This is a genomic window from Pseudomonas sediminis, assembly GCF_002741105.1.
Lineage (GTDB): Bacteria > Pseudomonadota > Gammaproteobacteria > Pseudomonadales > Pseudomonadaceae > Aquipseudomonas > Aquipseudomonas sediminis.
The window spans coordinates 98,185-114,182 of sequence record NZ_NIQU01000001.1; the positions used below are offsets into that span (position 1 = coordinate 98,185).

Genomic DNA, 15,998 nt, shown 5'->3' on the forward strand with positions numbered 1-15,998 from the left:
AGACATGAGCAACCGCCAAGCCGAAATCGCCGCCGCTCTCGATGTAGTGCCGCCGTTCGCCGATGAGGCAGCGCTGAGCGCAGAGATCGAGCGCCGCAAGAGCTTCATCAAACACACCCTGAAGAACGCCGGCCTCAAGGTACTGGTGCTGGGCATCAGCGGTGGCGTCGACTCACTGACTGCCGGGCGCCTGGCCCAGCTGTCGGTCGAGGAGCTGCGCGCCGAAACGGGCGATACAGGTTACCGTTTCATCGCCGTGCGCCTGCCGCACAACGCCCAGCACGACGAACATGACGCCCAGGATTCGCTGAAATTCATCCGTGCCGATGAAGAAGACACGGTCAACATCGCCAGCAGCGTGAGCGGCCTCGGCGAGCAGGTCAGCCACCTGCAGAAACTGACGGACGCCCGGCGCGATTTCGTCGTCGGCAATATCAAGGCACGCATCCGCATGGTCGCCCAGTTCGCCATCGCCAATGCCAACAACGGCCTGGTGATCGGCACCGACCACGCTGCTGAAGCAGTGATGGGCTTCTTCACCAAGTTCGGCGACGGCGCCTGCGACCTCGCCCCGCTATCCGGCCTGGTGAAGAACCAGGTACGCGCCATTGCCAAGCACCTGGGCGCACCGCAGCACCTGGTGCAGAAGACGCCCACCGCCGATCTGGAAGAGCTGCGCCCGGGCAAGCCGGATGAGGAAGCCCATGGCGTCACCTACGCCGAAATCGATGCCTTCCTGCATGGCGAGAAAGTCAGCGACGAAGCCTACGCCACCATCGTGCGCACTTACGACAACACGCGGCACAAGCGCGAGCTACCGCTGGTGCCCTGAGCGCCGTAGGGCGGCAAGAAAGAGCCGGGTATCGCCCGGCTTTTTCGTCCGCACTGCAAATTAACGCCACTCCCCGGCAATGCGTTCTGCTGACGCGGTGAGGCGCTCGAAAACCTCAAGTGGCCGACACTTGGCCATCGGCGCCGGCGGCGGTTGATCGGGCAATGTTGGCTCACCCGGCTCCTGCGGCGGCACGGGCCTTCCTGGCTGATCAGGGATATCGGGTTCGGGCTGGCCGGGAACGCCTCCCGCATTGAGATCGAAAAAAGACATGAGTCGCTCTCCTGAACGTTGACTGTTACAGGTGGAGCCCTACACAAGCAGGAAATTCAGGCTATCCGACCAAACGCTAGCGCGCACAAAAAAGCCGGGCTAAGCCCGGCTTCCTGACAACGCTTCGGCGATCAGGCCTTGGGCAGGGTTACCCCGGTCTGCCCCTGGTACTTGCCACCGCGATCACGGTACGACACCTCACAGGCCTCGTCGGATTGCAGGAACAGCATCTGCGCCACACCTTCGTTGGCGTAGATCTTCGCCGGCAGGTTGGTGGTATTGGAGAACTCCAGGGTCACGTGACCTTCCCACTCCGGCTCCAGCGGCGTGACGTTGACGATGATGCCGCAACGCGCATAGGTGCTCTTGCCCAGGCAGATGGTCAGCACGTCACGCGGAATACGGAAGTATTCGACGGTACGGGCCAGAGCGAAGGAGTTAGGCGGAATGATGCAAACATCGCTCTTGATGTCGACGAAGCTCTTCTCATCGAAATTCTTCGGGTCGACGATAGCCGAATGGATATTGGTGAACACCTTGAATTCATCGGCGCAACGAACGTCGTAGCCATAGCTGGAAACACCGTAGGAGATGACGCGACTGTCGTCGGCACCGCGCACCTGGCGCTCTACGAACGGCTCGATCATGCCGTTTTCCTGGGCCATGCGGCGAATCCACTTGTCCGATTTGATGCTCATGGCGAGGTGTCCTGAGTGGGCTATTGCAAGAAAAGTGAGCGCATCTTACCGATGCAGGCGCCACGCTTCAAAGACCGTAGCCTCCAGTGCCGAAGATTATTTGCAAAAAAGCTGCATCGACTATTCGCACTTGGCGATAAAAACACGTATGGTGTCCCCACTGTGCTGCATGTGTCACCGCGAATCGCTACTAGATGCCTAGATTTCGATCCAAACATCGTCCGACTCCTAGTACTCGTTGCACTCAGTCCCGGCCTGGGCTTTTCCAGGGCTGCTATTACTTTTGTTAGGAGACATCACATGTCCAATCGTCAGACTGGCACCGTTAAGTGGTTCAACGATGAGAAAGGCTACGGCTTCATCACCCCGCAATCCGGTGACGACCTCTTCGTACACTTCAAAGCCATTCAGAGCGATGGTTTCAAGAGCCTGAAAGAAGGCCAGCAAGTTTCCTTCGTGGCCACCCGTGGTCAGAAAGGCATGCAAGCTGAGGAAGTTCAGGTTATCTAACCTGAGCTGAACTGCTTGAAAAGAGCCCCGCCTAGTGCGGGGCTTTTTTATGGGCGTTTGCACGTCCCGTAGGAGCGGATTTATCCGCGAATCGCGGCTGAAGCGCAATGCCGCCCAGCCGCTCCTACAGAAGCTTGATCAGGGCAATGGGAAATCACCAAGCCAGGACCGAGTCGCCTGCCTACCCTCTCCCGCCCTCCGGGCACCCTCGGTTTGGGCATCCTGCGTCGCTCTACCTCCTGCATCCATGCAGTCGTCTCCCATAAATGGGAGAGGGGCATCAGAAAGCCGCTGCGCAGCTGCTGTTAGTCCTCGCTGATCTCGATGCTCGGCATCGCCGGTTTACCCGCCAGGGCGATGCGCGCGCCGACCTTACGCGCCAAGTCCTGGTAGATCATGGCGATCTGGCTTTCTGGGTCGGCGACCGTGGTCGGCTTGCCATCATCGGCCTGCATGCGAATGGCCATCGACAGCGGCAGCGAGGCCAGCAGCTCGACGTCATATTGCGCAGCCAGCTTCTCACCGCCGCCCTCGCCAAACAGGTGTTCGGCATGGCCGCAGTTGGAGCAGATATGCACGGCCATGTTTTCCACCACGCCCAACACCGGGATGTGCACCTTGCGGAACATCTCCACGCCTTTCTTGGCATCGAGCAGCGCCAAGTCCTGCGGCGTGGTGACGATCACGCTGCCAGCCACCGGCACCTTCTGCGCCAGGGTCAGCTGGATATCGCCGGTGCCCGGCGGCATGTCCACCACCAGATAATCGAGATCGTTCCAGGCGGTCTGGGAGATCAACTGCAGCAAAGCGCCACTGACCATCGGCCCGCGCCACACCATCGGTGTGTTGTCGTCAGTGAGAAAGGCCATGGACATCACCTGCACGCCATGAGCCTCGAGCGGCACGAACCATTTCTGATCTTTGACCTGCGGGCGCGTGCCTTCGGCGATGCCGAACATGATGCCCTGGCTGGGGCCGTAGATATCGGCATCGAGAATGCCGACCCGCGCGCCTTCACGCGCCAGCGCCAACGCCAGGTTGGCTGCGGTGGTGGACTTGCCCACACCGCCCTTGCCCGAGGCCACGGCAATCACGTTCTTCACACCAGCCAGGGCCGGCACCTGCGCCTGGCCCTGGTGCGAATCGATCACGCAGTCGACCTGCACCCGCGCGCTGTCGACAGCATCGAGATTCTCCAGCGCCATCTGCAGCATCTGCGCCCAACCGTTCTTGAACAAACCAGCGGCATAGCCCAGCTCCAGACGCACGGAAACCCGCGTGCCCTGGATGTCGACCTCACGCAGGCAACCGGCGCTGACCGGGTCCTGATCGAGGTGAGGGTCGGTGAACTGACGCAGACAGGCTTCGACCGCTTCGCGGGTGACGGCACTCATGCATGAACTCCAGAAGGCAGCGGAAAAACAGGCCGGCATCATAGCAGCAGCACCGCACCATGCGCGGCACATCGAGCATGCTTGCCTGCAGCAGGTGGCTTGCAGCCTGCCGCTGCTTTATAGTTGCCGACTTCCCTCGTTTTACCAGTGCAGCCGATCACCATGACCGAAGCCCGCAAGATTCTCGTTACCAGCGCCCTCCCCTACGCCAACGGTTCGATCCACCTCGGCCACATGCTCGAGTACGTGCAGACCGACATGTGGGTGCGCTACCAGAAGCTGCGTGGCAACCAGGCCATCTATGTGTGTGCGGACGACGCACACGGCTCGGCCATCATGCTGCGCGCCGAAAAGGAAGGCATCACGCCCGAGCAGTTGATCGATGGTGTACGTGCCGAGCACATGGCTGACTTCGCCGATTTCGGCGTGGACTTCGACAATTACCACTCGACCCACTCCGACGAGAACCGTGAGCTGTCGGCGGCCATCTACCTGGCGCTGCGCGACAAGGGGCATATCGCCACCCGCGCCGTGACCCAGTATTTCGACCCCGAGAAAGGTATGTTCCTCGCCGACCGTTTCATCAAGGGCACCTGCCCGAAATGTGGCACCGAGGATCAGTACGGCGACAACTGCGAGAAGTGTGGCGCGACTTACTCGCCAACCGAGTTGAAGAACCCGCGCTCGGCCATCTCCGGCGCTGTGCCAGTGCTCAAGGAGTCGCAGCACTTCTTCTTCAAGCTGCCGGACTTCGAAGCCATGCTCAAGCAGTGGACGCGCTCCGGCGCGCTGCAGGAAGCGGTGGCCAACAAGATCGCTGAGTGGCTCGACGGCGGCCTGCAGGAGTGGGACATCAGCCGCGATGCGCCCTACTTCGGCTTCGAGATTCCGGACGAGCCGGGCAAGTACTTCTACGTCTGGCTGGACGCGCCGATCGGCTACATGGCCAGCTTCAAGAACCTCTGCAGCAAACGCCCGGAGCTGGATTTCGACGCGTTCTGGGGCAAGGACTCGACCGCCGAGTTGTATCACTTCATCGGCAAGGACATCGTCAACTTCCACGCCCTGTTCTGGCCGGCCATGCTCGAAGGCGCCGGCTACCGTAAGCCCACCGCGGTCAACGTGCACGGCTACCTGACGGTCAACGGCCAGAAAATGTCCAAGTCGCGCGGTACCTTCATCAAGGCGCGCACCTACCTGGATCACCTGAACCCGGAATACCTGCGCTACTACTACGCCTCCAAGCTGAGCCGTGGCGTCGACGACCTCGACCTGAACCTCGAGGACTTCGTGCAGAAGGTCAACTCGGACCTGGTCGGCAAGGTGGTCAACATCGCCAGCCGTTGCGCCGGTTTCATCCACAAGGGCAACGCCGGCCTGCTGGTCGCCGCCAACCCGGAACCCGAGCTGTGGGATGCCTTCCAGGCCGCCGCGCCGAGTATCGCCGATGCCTACGAGGCGCGTGACTTCTCCCGCGCCATGCGCGAAATCATGGCGCTGGCCGACCGCGCCAACGCCTGGATCGCCGACAAGGCGCCCTGGGCACTGAACAAGGTCGAAGGCAAGCAAGCCGAGGTGCAGCAGATCTGCGCGCTGGGCATCAACCTGTTCCGCCAACTGGTGATCATGCTCAAGCCGGTACTGCCGAAGCTGGCCGCCGAGGCAGAAGCCTTCCTCAACGTGAAGCCTCAGTCCTGGGCCGACCTGGCGCTGCCGCTGGCCAATCATCAGTTGAATCCGTTCAACCCGCTGCTGACCCGCATCGAACAACCGAAAATCGAAGCCATGATCGAAGCCTCCAAGGAAGACCTCGCCGCCGAAGCGCCCAAACCACAAGGCAATGGCGAACTGAGCAAGGACCCGCTGGCTGCCGAGATCAATTTCGACGCCTTCGCTGCCGTCGACTTGCGCATCGCCCTGATCGAAAAATGCGAATTCGTCGAAGGCGCCGACAAGCTGCTGCGCCTGTCGCTGGATATCGGCGACGAAAAGCGCAATGTGTTCTCCGGCATCAAGTCCGCCTACCCGGACCCGAGCAAGCTGGAAGGTCGCCTGACCCTCTACGTCGCCAACCTGGCGCCACGCAAGATGAAGTTCGGCGTCAGCGAAGGCATGGTCCTGGCGGCCGGCCCCGGCGGTGAGGAAATCTACCTGCTCAGCCCGGATAGCGGCGCCAAGCCAGGCCAGCGCGTCAAGTAAGCACCAGCTAGGCTTATAGCAGTCGAACAAGCCGGCCACTGCCGGCTTGTTTGCATCTACGCGCTTCCCGATAATAGGCGCCCTTTTCCTATGGCCTTTGCGCACTCGACGGCAATCCGATGACCGAACTCGTCCTGATCATGGTCAGCGCCATCCTGGTCAACAATTTCGTGCTGGTGCAGTTCCTCGGCCTGTGCCCGTTCATGGGCGTGTCGAAGAAGATCGAAACCGCAATCGGCCTGTCCCTGGCGACCACCTTCGTGTTGACCCTGGCGGCCATGTGCAGCTACCTGGTGCAGCAGTACGTGCTCAAACCACTGGATCTGGAGTTTCTGCGCACCATCAGTTTCATCCTGGTGATCGCCGTGGTGGTGCAGTTCACCGAGATGGTGGTGAACAAGACCAGCCCACTGCTCTATCGCGTCCTGGGCATTTTCCTGCCGCTGATCACCACCAACTGCATCGTTCTTGGCGTCGCCCTGCTCAACGCCAACAAGGCCGAGTTCACCTTCATCACCGCCACCGTCAACGGTTTCGCCGCTGGCCTGGGCTTCTCCCTGGTGCTGGTACTGTTCGCCGCCATGCGTGAACGCATCGCCATTGCCGACGTGCCGAAATCCTTCCAGGGCGCGGCTATCGGCATGATCACCGCCGGGCTGATGTCGCTGGCGTTCATGGGCTTCTCCGGGCTGATCAAGCTATGAGCCTGGTTCTGGTCGCCGTCCTCGCCCTGCTCGCGCTGTGCCTGATCGCCGGCGCCATCCTCGGGTTTGCCGCCGTGCGCTTCAAGGTCGAGGGCGACCCCATCGCCGAGCAGATCAACGCCCTGCTGCCGCAGACCCAGTGCGGCCAATGCGGCTATCCCGGTTGCAAACCCTACGCCGAGGCCATCGCCGGCGGCGACAAGATCAACAAGTGTCCGCCCGGCGGCGAAGCCACCATCGCCGCCCTGGCCGATCTGCTCGACGTCGAGGCGGAACCGCTGGACGCGGTGGAAGGCGAAAAGCCACAGATGGTCGCGTTTATCCGCGAAGCCGAGTGCATTGGCTGCACCAAATGCATCCAGGCCTGCCCGGTGGACGCCATCGTCGGCGCGGCGCGGCAGATGCATACGGTGATCGTCAGCGAATGCACCGGCTGCGACCTGTGCGTCGAACCCTGCCCGGTGGACTGCATCGACATGATCGAAGTCGGCAGCAGCGTGCAGAGCTGGAAATGGGACAAGCCGCTGGCACCCGGCCAGTTGATCGCCAGTGACCGGGAGCAGGCGGCATGACGGTGCAGGAAAAGTTCTGGGATATCCCTGGCGGCATCCACCCAGCCGAGCGCAAGGAACTGTCCAACCGCACACCGATCCAGCAGGCGCCACTGCCCAAACGCCTGGTGTTGCCGCTCGGCCAGCATATTGGCGCAACCGCTGAGCCCTGTGTGGCGGTCGGCCAACGCGTACGTAAGGGCGAGAAGATCGCCAACGCCAACGGTTTCGTCAGTGTGCCGCTGCATGCGCCGACTTCCGGCAGCGTCGCCTTTATCGATGAGCAGCCTTATCCGCATGCTTCCGGCATGCTGGCACCGGCCATCGTCATCGACAGCGATGGCCTGGACGAGTGGATCGAACTGACGCCCCCCGCCGACTACCGCAGCCTGGAACCCGCCGAACTGCTGGCATTGATCCGCGAGGCCGGCATCAACGGCCTCGGCGGCGCCGGCTTCCCCACGGCGGTCAAGCTCACCGCACGGCCGACGCAGAAGATCCACACCCTGATCATCAACGGCACCGAGTGCGAACCTTACATCACCGCTGATGACGTGCTGATGCGCGAGCGCGCCGCCGAGCTGGTGGCTGGTATCGAGGTACTGGCCCACCTGATCCAGCCGCAACAAGTGCTGATCGGCATCGAAGACAACAAGCCCGAGGCCATCGCTGCCGTGCGTGCCGCCTGCGCCGGGCATGACTACCAGGTGCGGGTGTTTCCGACCAAGTACCCGTCCGGCGGCGAGAAACAGCTGATCCAGATTCTCACCGGCGTCGAGGTGCCCAGCGGCGGCCTGCCCGCCGATATCGGCATCCTTTGCCAGAACGTCGGCACCTGCGTTGCCATCCACGATGCCGTGCTGCTGGGCAAACCGCTGATCTCGCGCATCACCACTCTGACCGGCGAAGCGCTGGCGCGACCTGGCAATGTCGAGGCTCTGCTGGGCACGCCAGTGGGCAAATTGCTGACCTTCGCCGGGCTCGATCAGGACGCACTTAATCGCTTGATCATGGGCGGGCCGATGATGGGCTTTACCCTGCCCTCGCTGGACGTCCCCCTGATCAAGACCAGCAACTGCCTGCTGGCCAGCACCGCCGCAGAACTGCCGCCGCCACCGCCGGCCATGCCCTGCATCCGTTGCGGCGAATGTGCGCAGGCGTGCCCAGCCAGCCTGCTGCCACAACAACTGCACTTCTTCGCCCTGGGCCAGGAGCACGAACAGCTCAAGGCGCACAACCTGTTCGACTGCATCGAGTGCGGCGCCTGCGCCTACGTCTGCCCGTCGAGCATCCCACTGGTGCAGTACTACCGTGTGGCCAAGGCGGAAATCCGCGAGCTGGAGCAGAAGCAACTCAAGGCCGAACATTCCAAGCAGCGCTTCGAGCAACGCCAGGAACGTCTGCGCCGCGCCGAGGAGCAGAAGGAGGCCGAACGCAAGGCCCGCGCCGAAAAAGCCGCTCGCGCCAAGGCCGCACAGGCCGAAGCCCCGCCTGCAGCCGCAGCGGCGCCGGCCGATGAAGCGCTGAAGAAACTCAAGATCGAGGCCAGCATGGCCCAGGTCGCGCTGAAGAAGGCCGAAAAACAGCTGGCCGCCCACGACACGCCCGAGCTGCAGGTACAGGTCGCCGAGCTGCGTGCTGCTGCCGAAGCGGCACAGAAGGCCCTGGCCAATGCCCAGGCGACAGCCCCTGCCCCAGCGCCCAAGCCAGCAGGCGATGAAGCCTTGAAAAAGGCCAAGATCGAAGCGGCCATGCTCAAGGCGCAACTGCGCAAGCTGGAAAAGCTCGAAAGCCCGGACGACGAGCAGCAAACCGAAATCGCCCGTGTGCGCCAGCAACTGGAAGCGGCCGAGAAAGCCCTGGCAGAGCTGGATAGCCAGGAACCTGCTGCCGCAGCCAAACCTGCCGGTGACGAAGCGCTGAAAAAGGCCAAGATCGAAGCCGCCATGCTCAAGGCACAACTGCGCAAGCTGGAAAAGATCGAAAGCCCGGACGACGAGCAGCAAGCCGAAATCGCCCGCGTACGCCAGCAACTGGAAGCCGCCGAGAAAGCCCTGGCCGAGTTGGATAGCCAGAAGCCCGCTGCGGCCGCCAAACCCGCCGGTGACGAAGCACTGAAGAAGGCCAAGATCGAACTGGCAATGAAACGCGCCGAACTGAAGAAGGCAGAAAAGGCCGGCAGCGACGACACCGCACTGCAACCGCTACGCGATGCCCTGGCCGCTGCTGAACAAGCACTGCATGCCGCCGAGGCCACCTCGGGTAAACCAGCCCCGGAGCTGGTGCGTACCGAACATCCGGGCGTGGACGCCGAGCTGAAAGCTCTGAAGACCGAAGTGGCCTTCGCTCGCGCCGACCTGCGCAAGCTGGAGCGTGACGACAACGCTGCCGCCGACGCACTGCAGCAGGCACGTACCCGCCTGGCCGATGCCGAGCGCAAGCTGGCCGACTACCAACCCTGACATCCGCCCCGGATTGCATCCGGGCTACAAAAGATACCCCGTCGCGCCGGAGACCCCGGGCGGCACAGACAACCGTAGCCCGGATGCAATCCGGGAACCGCGCCCAACAAGGCGCCGCGACAGTAACGACCGGAGCGCCGATGGCCCTGCCCCGCATCACATCGCCCCACGCCACGGGCAGCAATCGTACCCAGCAGGTCATGCTGCAGGTGTTGCTGGCCACCGTGCCGGGCATCCTCGCCCTGACCTGGCTGTTCGGCGTCGGCACCCTGTTCAATCTGGTCTGGGCCAGCCTCTGCGCCCTGGGCTTCGAGGCTGCGCTGCTGGCGGCACGCAAACGCCCGGTGGTGTTCTTCCTCAAGGACTACAGCGCCCTGGTCACCGCCGTGCTGCTGGCCCTGGCCCTGCCGCCCTACTCGCCCTGGTGGCTGACGCTGATCGCCTGCGGCTTCGCCATCTCCCTCGGCAAGCAGCTCTACGGTGGCCTCGGGCAAAATCCGTTCAACCCGGCCATGGTCGGCTACGTGGTGGTGCTGATCTCCTTCCCCGTCGACATGACCAGTTGGCCCGCGCCACACGCCTTCGCCGCGCTGGACGGCATCAAACACATCCTAGGCATAGCCAATCTCCCGGATGGCTGGGCCCAGGCCACCGCGCTGGACGCGCTGAAGGTGAACAAGAGCCTGACCATCGACGAACTGCACGCCAGCAACCCGGCCTTCGGCTATTTCGGCGGTGCCGGCAGCGAGGTGGTCAATCTGGCCTTCCTCGCAGGCGGCCTGTATCTGCTGCATAAACGCCTGATCACCTGGCATGCGCCAGTGGGCATGCTCGCCGCGCTGTTCGTCATGAGCCTGCTGTTCTGGAACGGCAGTGGTTCGGACTCCAACGGCTCGCCACTGTTCCACCTGCTCACCGGCGCCACCATGCTCGGCGCCTTCTTCATCGTCACCGACCCGGTGTCCGGCGCCACCAGCAATCGCGGGCGTCTGGTGTTCGGCATCGGCGTCGGCGTGCTGGTCTATGTGATCCGCACCTGGGGCGGCTACCCGGATGCGGTGGCCTTCGCCGTGCTGCTGATGAACCTGGCGGCGCCGACCATCGACTACTACACCCGGCCACGCAGCTACGGCCACCGCAAGCCCAATAGCGGCTTCAAGCTGGGAGAATGAGCATGCTGCCGGAAATCAGCCGCTCGATGCTGAAGAACGCCCTGGTGCTCGGTCTGTTCGCCATCGGTACCGTCGGCACCGTCGCCCTGTTGCAACAGGGCACAGCCGAGCGTATCGCCAATGCCGAGCGTGAAGCGCAGGTACGCGCCCTGGCCGAGATTCTGCCGGCCGGCAGCTACGACAATCACTTGCTGGATAACCGCATCGAACTCAACGCCCCCGAGCTGGGCCACCGCAGCCCACAGTCAGCCTATCTGGCACTCAAGAGCGGTGAGCCCAGCGCGCTGATCCTGCCGGTGACCGCTCCAGACGGCTACAGCGGCGCCATCCACCTGTTGGTCGGCATCTTCGCCGATGGCCGCCTGGCTGGCGTGCGCGTGCTCAGCCATAAGGAAACGCCTGGACTGGGGGACAAGATCGAACTGGCCAAGAGCGACTGGGTACGCAGCTTCGAGGGCAAATCCCTGAACGACCCTGGCGAAGAGCGCTGGGCGGTGAAAAAGGATCGTGGCGACTTCGACCAGTTCGCCGGCGCCACCATCACCCCGCGCGCCGTGGTCAAGGCCGTGCACGGCGTCCTACGCTACTTCGACACGCACCGCGCCCAGTTGCTGGGCCAGGTGGAGGACGAACGATGACCAGCTACCGCGAAATCACCCTCAATGGCCTGTGGAAGAACAACCCAGCGCTGGTGCAGTTGCTCGGCCTCTGCCCGCTGCTTGGGGTGAGCAACTCCACGGTCAACGCCTTGGGCCTGGCCCTGGCCAGTGCCGTGGTACTGGTGTGTTCGAACACCGCCGTGTCGCTGGTACGCGGCGTGGTCAACACCGCTGTGCGTCTGCCGGCCTTCGTCATGATCATCGCCGCGCTGACCACCTGCATCGAACTACTGATGCAGGCCTACACCTACGAGCTGTACCAGATCCTCGGCATCTTCATCCCGCTGATCACCACCAACTGCGTGATCCTCGGTCGCGCCGACGGCTTCGCCGCCAAGCACGACCCAGCCCGCGCCGCCTACGACGGTCTGATGATGGGCCTGGGCTTCGGCACCGTGCTGGTGCTGATCGGCGCCATCCGTGAGCTGCTTGGCACTGGCGCGTTGTTCGCCAACATGCACCTGCTGTTCGGCCCGATTGCCGCCGACTGGAAGCTCACCCTGGTGCACGATTACCGCGGCTTCCTGCTGGCCATCCTGCCACCGGGCGCGTTCATCGTTCTGGGCCTGCTGATCGCCGGCAAGAACCGCATCGATCAGATCGCCGCCGAGCGAGCCAAGGCCGCCGCGCCCGAGCTACCCGCCCAAAGCCGCCGCGTTCGCGTTACCGGAGTCATCGAATGAATGCTGCCAAGCGCCAGGAAATCTTCCGCCGCCTGCACGAAGACAACCCCGAGCCGAAAACCGAGCTGGCCTACAGCACCCCCTTCGAGCTGCTGGTGGCCGTGACGCTCTCGGCTCAGGCCACCGACGTCAGCGTCAACAAGGCAACGGCCAAGCTGTTTCCCGTGGCCAACACGCCGGAGGCGATCTACGCCCTGGGCGTCGAGGGTCTTTCCGAGTACATCAAGACCATCGGCCTGTACAACAGCAAGGCGAAGAACGTCATCGAGGCCTGCCGCCTCCTTATCGAGAAGCACGGCAGCGTGGTGCCGGACAACCGCGAAGACCTCGAAGCCCTGCCCGGCGTCGGTCGCAAGACCGCCAACGTGGTGCTCAATACGGCGTTTCGCCAGTTGGCCATGGCTGTGGACACGCATATTTTCCGCGTCAGCAACCGCACTGGCATCGCGCCAGGCAAGAACGTGGTCGAGGTGGAAAAGAAGCTGCTCAAGTTCGTGCCCAAGGATTACCTGCTCGACGCCCACCATTGGTTGATCCTGCACGGGCGCTACGTCTGCACCGCGCGCAAACCGCGTTGTGGCGCCTGCCGCATCGAAGACCTGTGCGAGTACAAGGCGAAAACCTCCGACGATTGATCGACCATAGAATCTGACGATCTCCTGATTGAAAAAATCTTTTTTACCCGCTCAATTTTTGTCGCTATAAGGTGCGCAAATGGCCCCAGTCACTGGCCTGGAGTGGAATAGATGAGCACTGACAAAGAAGACCTCGAACTGGACGAAGACTTTGTCGCGGAAGAATCGGACGATGCCGAGCCTGCGGTGGAAGTCGCCAAGACCAATCTGACCAAGCGTCGCATCATCGACAACTTCCTCGAAGAGCGTCGCCTGCACAAACAGCTGGCCGAATACGATTTCGATATCTGAGTATCGAGCTGCACAGAAGAAGCCCCGCTGATTGCGGGGCTTTTCGTATGTCGCGATCAGACGCGGCGAGACGGTGAAAGCAGTTCGATCTTGTAACCGTCCGGGTCCTCGACGGAGGCCAGGATGCTCGTGCCGTGCTTCATCGGGCCCGGCTCACGGGTGATCTTGCCGCCACGGCCGCGAATATCCTCGCAGGCCTTGTAGACATCCTCGACTTCCAGAGCGATATGGCCGTAGCCGGTGCCGAGCTCGTAGTGCTCGACGCCCCAGTTGTGAGTCAGCTCGATCACGCTGTTGTGCGCCTCGTCGCCGTAGCCGACGAAGGCCAGAGTGAACTGCCCATCCGGGTAGTCCTCACGGCGCAGCAAAGTCATGCCCAGTACTTCGGTGTAGAAGGCAATGGACTTTTCCAGATCGCCGACGCGCAGCATGGTGTGCAGCAGTCTCATCAGATTCACTCCCGTAAAAAGCAGAACCCCGGCACATGGCCGGGGTTCTTGTTGTGGCGCAGGTGGCTGAGCTTAGACCAGCTTGCGGCCCTTGCCTGCAGCAATACGCATACGCAGGGCGTTGAGCTTGATGAAGCCTGCCGCGTCCTGCTGATTGTAGGCGCCGCCATCTTCCTCGAAGGTCGCGATGTTGGCATCGAACAGCGAATCGTCGGACTTGCGGCCGGTGACGATGACGTTGCCCTTGTACAGCTTCAGGCGGACCACGCCGTTCACGTTAGCCTGGGAGGCGTCGATCATCTGTTGCAGCATCAGACGCTCCGGGCTCCACCAGAAACCGTTGTAGATCAGGCTGGCGTATTTCGGCATCAGCTCGTCTTTCAGGTGAGCCACTTCGCGGTCGAGGGTGATCGACTCGATGGCGCGGTGGGCCTTGAGCATGATGGTGCCGCCGGGGGTCTCGTAGCAGCCACGGGACTTCATGCCGACGAAGCGGTTCTCGACGATGTCCAGACGGCCGATGCCGTTCTCGCCGCCGATACGGTTCAGTTCAGCCAGTACGGTCGCGGGGCTCAGCTCCTTGCCGTCGATGGCGACGATGTCACCGGCGCGGTAGGTCAGCTCGATATAAGTCGGTGCGTCCGGTGCTGCCTCAGGGGAGACAGTCCATTTCCACATGTCTTCTTCGTGCTCGGTCCAGGTGTCTTCCAGCACGCCACCTTCATAGGAGATGTGCAGCAGGTTGGCATCCATGGAGTACGGCGATTTTTTCTTGCCGTGACGCTCGATCGGGATGGCGTGCTTCTCGGCGTAGTCCATCAGCTTCTCGCGCGACAGCAGGTCCCACTCGCGCCACGGGGCGATGACTTTCACACCCGGCTTCAGCGCATAGGCGCCCAGTTCGAAACGCACCTGGTCGTTGCCCTTGCCGGTAGCACCGTGGGAGATGGCGTCGGCGCCGGTCTCGTTGGCGATTTCGATCAGGCGCTTGGCGATCAGCGGGCGGGCGATGGAGGTACCCAGCAGGTACTCGCCTTCGTAGACGGTGTTGGCGCGGAACATCGGGTAGACGAAATCGCGAACGAACTCTTCGCGCAGGTCGTCGATGTAGATTTCCTTGACGCCCATTGCCTGAGCCTTGGCGCGGGCCGGCTCGACCTCTTCACCTTGGCCGAGATCGGCGGTGAAGGTCACCACTTCACAGTTGTAGGTATCTTGCAGCCACTTGAGGATCACCGAGGTGTCCAGGCCACCGGAATAGGCCAGAACTACCTTTTTGACGTCCGCCATGCCATCACTCCACGGGTTGTACGGTAAAACCCGTGATTCTACTGGCCTCGCGCCTCAATTTACAGGGGCGCGACAGCTTGTGATGACGAAGCGACGGGAAGAATCGGCTTTTTTGCTAGGAAGGCGTACTTCCGGCCGGGTCAGCCGGGGGGCTCGGTGGAGCGGTCTGCGGTGCGCTCTGTACCGGGGCGTCCGACGCGGGCATACGATCCAGGCGCAGGGTCGCACGGCGATTCTTGGCGCGATTAGCTTCATTGTTGTTAGGCACCAGCGGGTAGCGCTCGCCGTGAAAGCGCATGGTGATCTGCTCCACCGGTATGCCGCCGGCCACCAGATACTCCTGCACGGCCAGCGCGCGGCGGCGTGACAGGTCACGATTGGTCAGGCGATTGCCGCTGTTGTCGGCATGGCCGTCGATCTGGAAGCTGTTGATGGTGGGGTCGGCCTTGACGAAGTCGAGGATGATATCGAGCTTGGCCTTGGCCATCGGATCGAGATCGATGCCGCCACCGGGAAAGCCAATCTGCGCCTGGCGAATCTGATCGAAATTGACCGGCAGCAGCTTCGCGGTACAGGCCTGGTAATCATCATAGGCCTTGTGAAATTTGACCGGCAGCAGCCGCACTTCCAGGTTATCGCCACCATTGAGCGTGCGATGACGCACCACCGGGCTGCGCCCTTCGAGCAAGCCGGTTAGCAGGCGCGAGCCCTGCTCCTGCGAGCTGTTGAACGGCACCTCGCCATTACCGACGCTGACCACCCCCAGATTGATATCGCCGCGTCCTGGCTGCCAGGGTGCCGCTGCAGCAAGCAAGGTCGCCGACCCCGCGCCCATCCAGCGCTCACGCGCCTTGAGGCGGAAGGTGACCTGCTCGCCGGCACGGCGCACGAACTCGCCACTGCCGAAATTGCTGATCGGCTGGCTCAGGCGACATTCGAACTGATCGCCCTCGACCGTCCACTCCACCTTTTCCAGCCGCGTCTGGAAGCTGATGGCATGCGCTGGCAGGCACAAGGGCATGCCAGCCAGCAGGCTGATCAGAAGGAAATTGGGCGCACGCACGGTCGACTCCACGGCGGTTCACGGCATTCTCACGGGGTATCGGTCAGCCGCGCGGAAACTTGACACCCTGCGTGCGATTGTCGCGTCGGCGCGAGCGCGAACAGGCGCTTTTCAGTTACCATGCGGCCACGTT

At 62.6% G+C, this 15,998-nt stretch carries 17 protein-coding genes; 11 read left to right on the forward strand and 6 right to left on the reverse strand.

Annotated features, from left to right (window positions below; genetic code table 11):
* Nucleotides 1-4: 4 nt before the first annotated feature.
* Nucleotides 5-832, forward strand: a complete 828-nt coding sequence (gene nadE / locus CDO35_RS00510; protein WP_099522097.1) for an ammonia-dependent NAD(+) synthetase — start codon at nucleotides 5-7, stop codon at nucleotides 830-832.
* Nucleotides 833-892: 60 nt separating this feature from the next.
* On the opposite strand, the gene CDO35_RS00515 is transcribed toward nadE, so the two are convergent.
* Entirely contained in the window at nucleotides 893-1,105 is a 213-nt protein-coding gene (locus CDO35_RS00515) for a hypothetical protein (RefSeq protein ID WP_099522098.1), read from the reverse strand.
* A gap of 131 nt (nucleotides 1,106-1,236) precedes the next feature.
* A complete protein-coding gene (dcd, locus tag CDO35_RS00520) occupies nucleotides 1,237-1,803 on the reverse strand; it encodes a dCTP deaminase (RefSeq protein WP_099522099.1) in 567 nt (188 codons plus the stop codon).
* A 300-nt stretch (nucleotides 1,804-2,103) separates the two neighbouring features.
* Here dcd and CDO35_RS00525 point away from each other — a divergent pair, with 300 nt between their 5' ends.
* Nucleotides 2,104-2,313 (forward strand): cold-shock protein, encoded by a 210-nt coding sequence (locus CDO35_RS00525; protein WP_003245585.1) that lies wholly within the window; start codon nucleotides 2,104-2,106, stop codon nucleotides 2,311-2,313.
* 305 nt (nucleotides 2,314-2,618) lie between these two features.
* Here CDO35_RS00525 and apbC read toward each other — a convergent pair whose 3' ends face one another.
* Complete coding sequence (gene apbC, locus CDO35_RS00530; RefSeq protein ID WP_099522100.1) at nucleotides 2,619-3,707, reverse strand: iron-sulfur cluster carrier protein ApbC; 1,089 nt, start codon at nucleotides 3,705-3,707, stop codon at nucleotides 2,619-2,621.
* A gap of 162 nt (nucleotides 3,708-3,869) precedes the next feature.
* Here apbC and metG point away from each other — a divergent pair, with 162 nt between their 5' ends.
* From metG to CDO35_RS00575, 9 genes are all read left to right on the forward strand, one after another.
* Nucleotides 3,870-5,906: a methionine--tRNA ligase gene (gene metG, locus CDO35_RS00535; protein ID WP_099522101.1), complete on the forward strand. Its 2,037-nt coding sequence runs from the start codon at nucleotides 3,870-3,872 to the stop codon at nucleotides 5,904-5,906.
* 119 nt (nucleotides 5,907-6,025) lie between these two features.
* Nucleotides 6,026-6,610, forward strand: coding sequence for an electron transport complex subunit RsxA (rsxA, locus tag CDO35_RS00540; RefSeq protein ID WP_013714594.1), 585 nt, complete (start codon nucleotides 6,026-6,028; stop codon nucleotides 6,608-6,610).
* Nucleotides 6,607-7,182, forward strand: coding sequence for an electron transport complex subunit RsxB (rsxB, locus tag CDO35_RS00545; RefSeq protein ID WP_013714593.1), 576 nt, complete (start codon nucleotides 6,607-6,609; stop codon nucleotides 7,180-7,182). Before rsxA ends, rsxB begins: the two co-directional genes overlap by 4 nt.
* Nucleotides 7,179-9,623 carry an electron transport complex subunit RsxC gene (gene rsxC / locus CDO35_RS00550; RefSeq protein ID WP_099522102.1) on the forward strand — a complete coding sequence of 815 codons (2,445 nt, stop codon included), beginning with the start codon at nucleotides 7,179-7,181 and terminating at the stop codon, nucleotides 9,621-9,623. Before rsxB ends, rsxC begins: the two co-directional genes overlap by 4 nt.
* A gap of 140 nt (nucleotides 9,624-9,763) precedes the next feature.
* Nucleotides 9,764-10,795 (forward strand): RnfABCDGE type electron transport complex subunit D, encoded by a 1,032-nt coding sequence (locus CDO35_RS00555; protein WP_099522103.1) that lies wholly within the window; start codon nucleotides 9,764-9,766, stop codon nucleotides 10,793-10,795.
* 2 nt (nucleotides 10,796-10,797) lie between these two features.
* Complete coding sequence (gene rsxG, locus CDO35_RS00560; RefSeq protein WP_099522104.1) at nucleotides 10,798-11,433, forward strand: electron transport complex subunit RsxG; 636 nt, start codon at nucleotides 10,798-10,800, stop codon at nucleotides 11,431-11,433.
* Complete coding sequence (locus CDO35_RS00565) at nucleotides 11,430-12,137, forward strand: electron transport complex subunit E (RefSeq protein ID WP_099522105.1); 708 nt, start codon at nucleotides 11,430-11,432, stop codon at nucleotides 12,135-12,137. Before rsxG ends, CDO35_RS00565 begins: the two co-directional genes overlap by 4 nt.
* Nucleotides 12,134-12,772: an endonuclease III gene (gene nth / locus CDO35_RS00570; protein WP_084341346.1), complete on the forward strand. Its 639-nt coding sequence runs from the start codon at nucleotides 12,134-12,136 to the stop codon at nucleotides 12,770-12,772. Before CDO35_RS00565 ends, nth begins: the two co-directional genes overlap by 4 nt.
* 111 nt (nucleotides 12,773-12,883) lie before the next feature.
* Nucleotides 12,884-13,063, forward strand: coding sequence for a PA3496 family putative envelope integrity protein (locus tag CDO35_RS00575; protein WP_017677837.1), 180 nt, complete (start codon nucleotides 12,884-12,886; stop codon nucleotides 13,061-13,063).
* 56 nt (nucleotides 13,064-13,119) lie between these two features.
* Here CDO35_RS00575 and gloA read toward each other — a convergent pair whose 3' ends face one another.
* The 3 genes from gloA to CDO35_RS00590 form a co-directional block, all read right to left on the reverse strand.
* Nucleotides 13,120-13,512, reverse strand: a complete 393-nt coding sequence (gene gloA / locus CDO35_RS00580) for a lactoylglutathione lyase (RefSeq protein WP_099522106.1) — start codon at nucleotides 13,510-13,512, stop codon at nucleotides 13,120-13,122.
* A gap of 72 nt (nucleotides 13,513-13,584) precedes the next feature.
* Nucleotides 13,585-14,802 carry an argininosuccinate synthase gene (locus CDO35_RS00585; protein ID WP_075746225.1) on the reverse strand — a complete coding sequence of 406 codons (1,218 nt, stop codon included), beginning with the start codon at nucleotides 14,800-14,802 and terminating at the stop codon, nucleotides 13,585-13,587.
* 115 nt (nucleotides 14,803-14,917) lie between these two features.
* Complete coding sequence (locus tag CDO35_RS00590; RefSeq protein ID WP_099522107.1) at nucleotides 14,918-15,865, reverse strand: flagellar protein MotY; 948 nt, start codon at nucleotides 15,863-15,865, stop codon at nucleotides 14,918-14,920.
* Nucleotides 15,866-15,998: the final 133 nt, after the last annotated feature.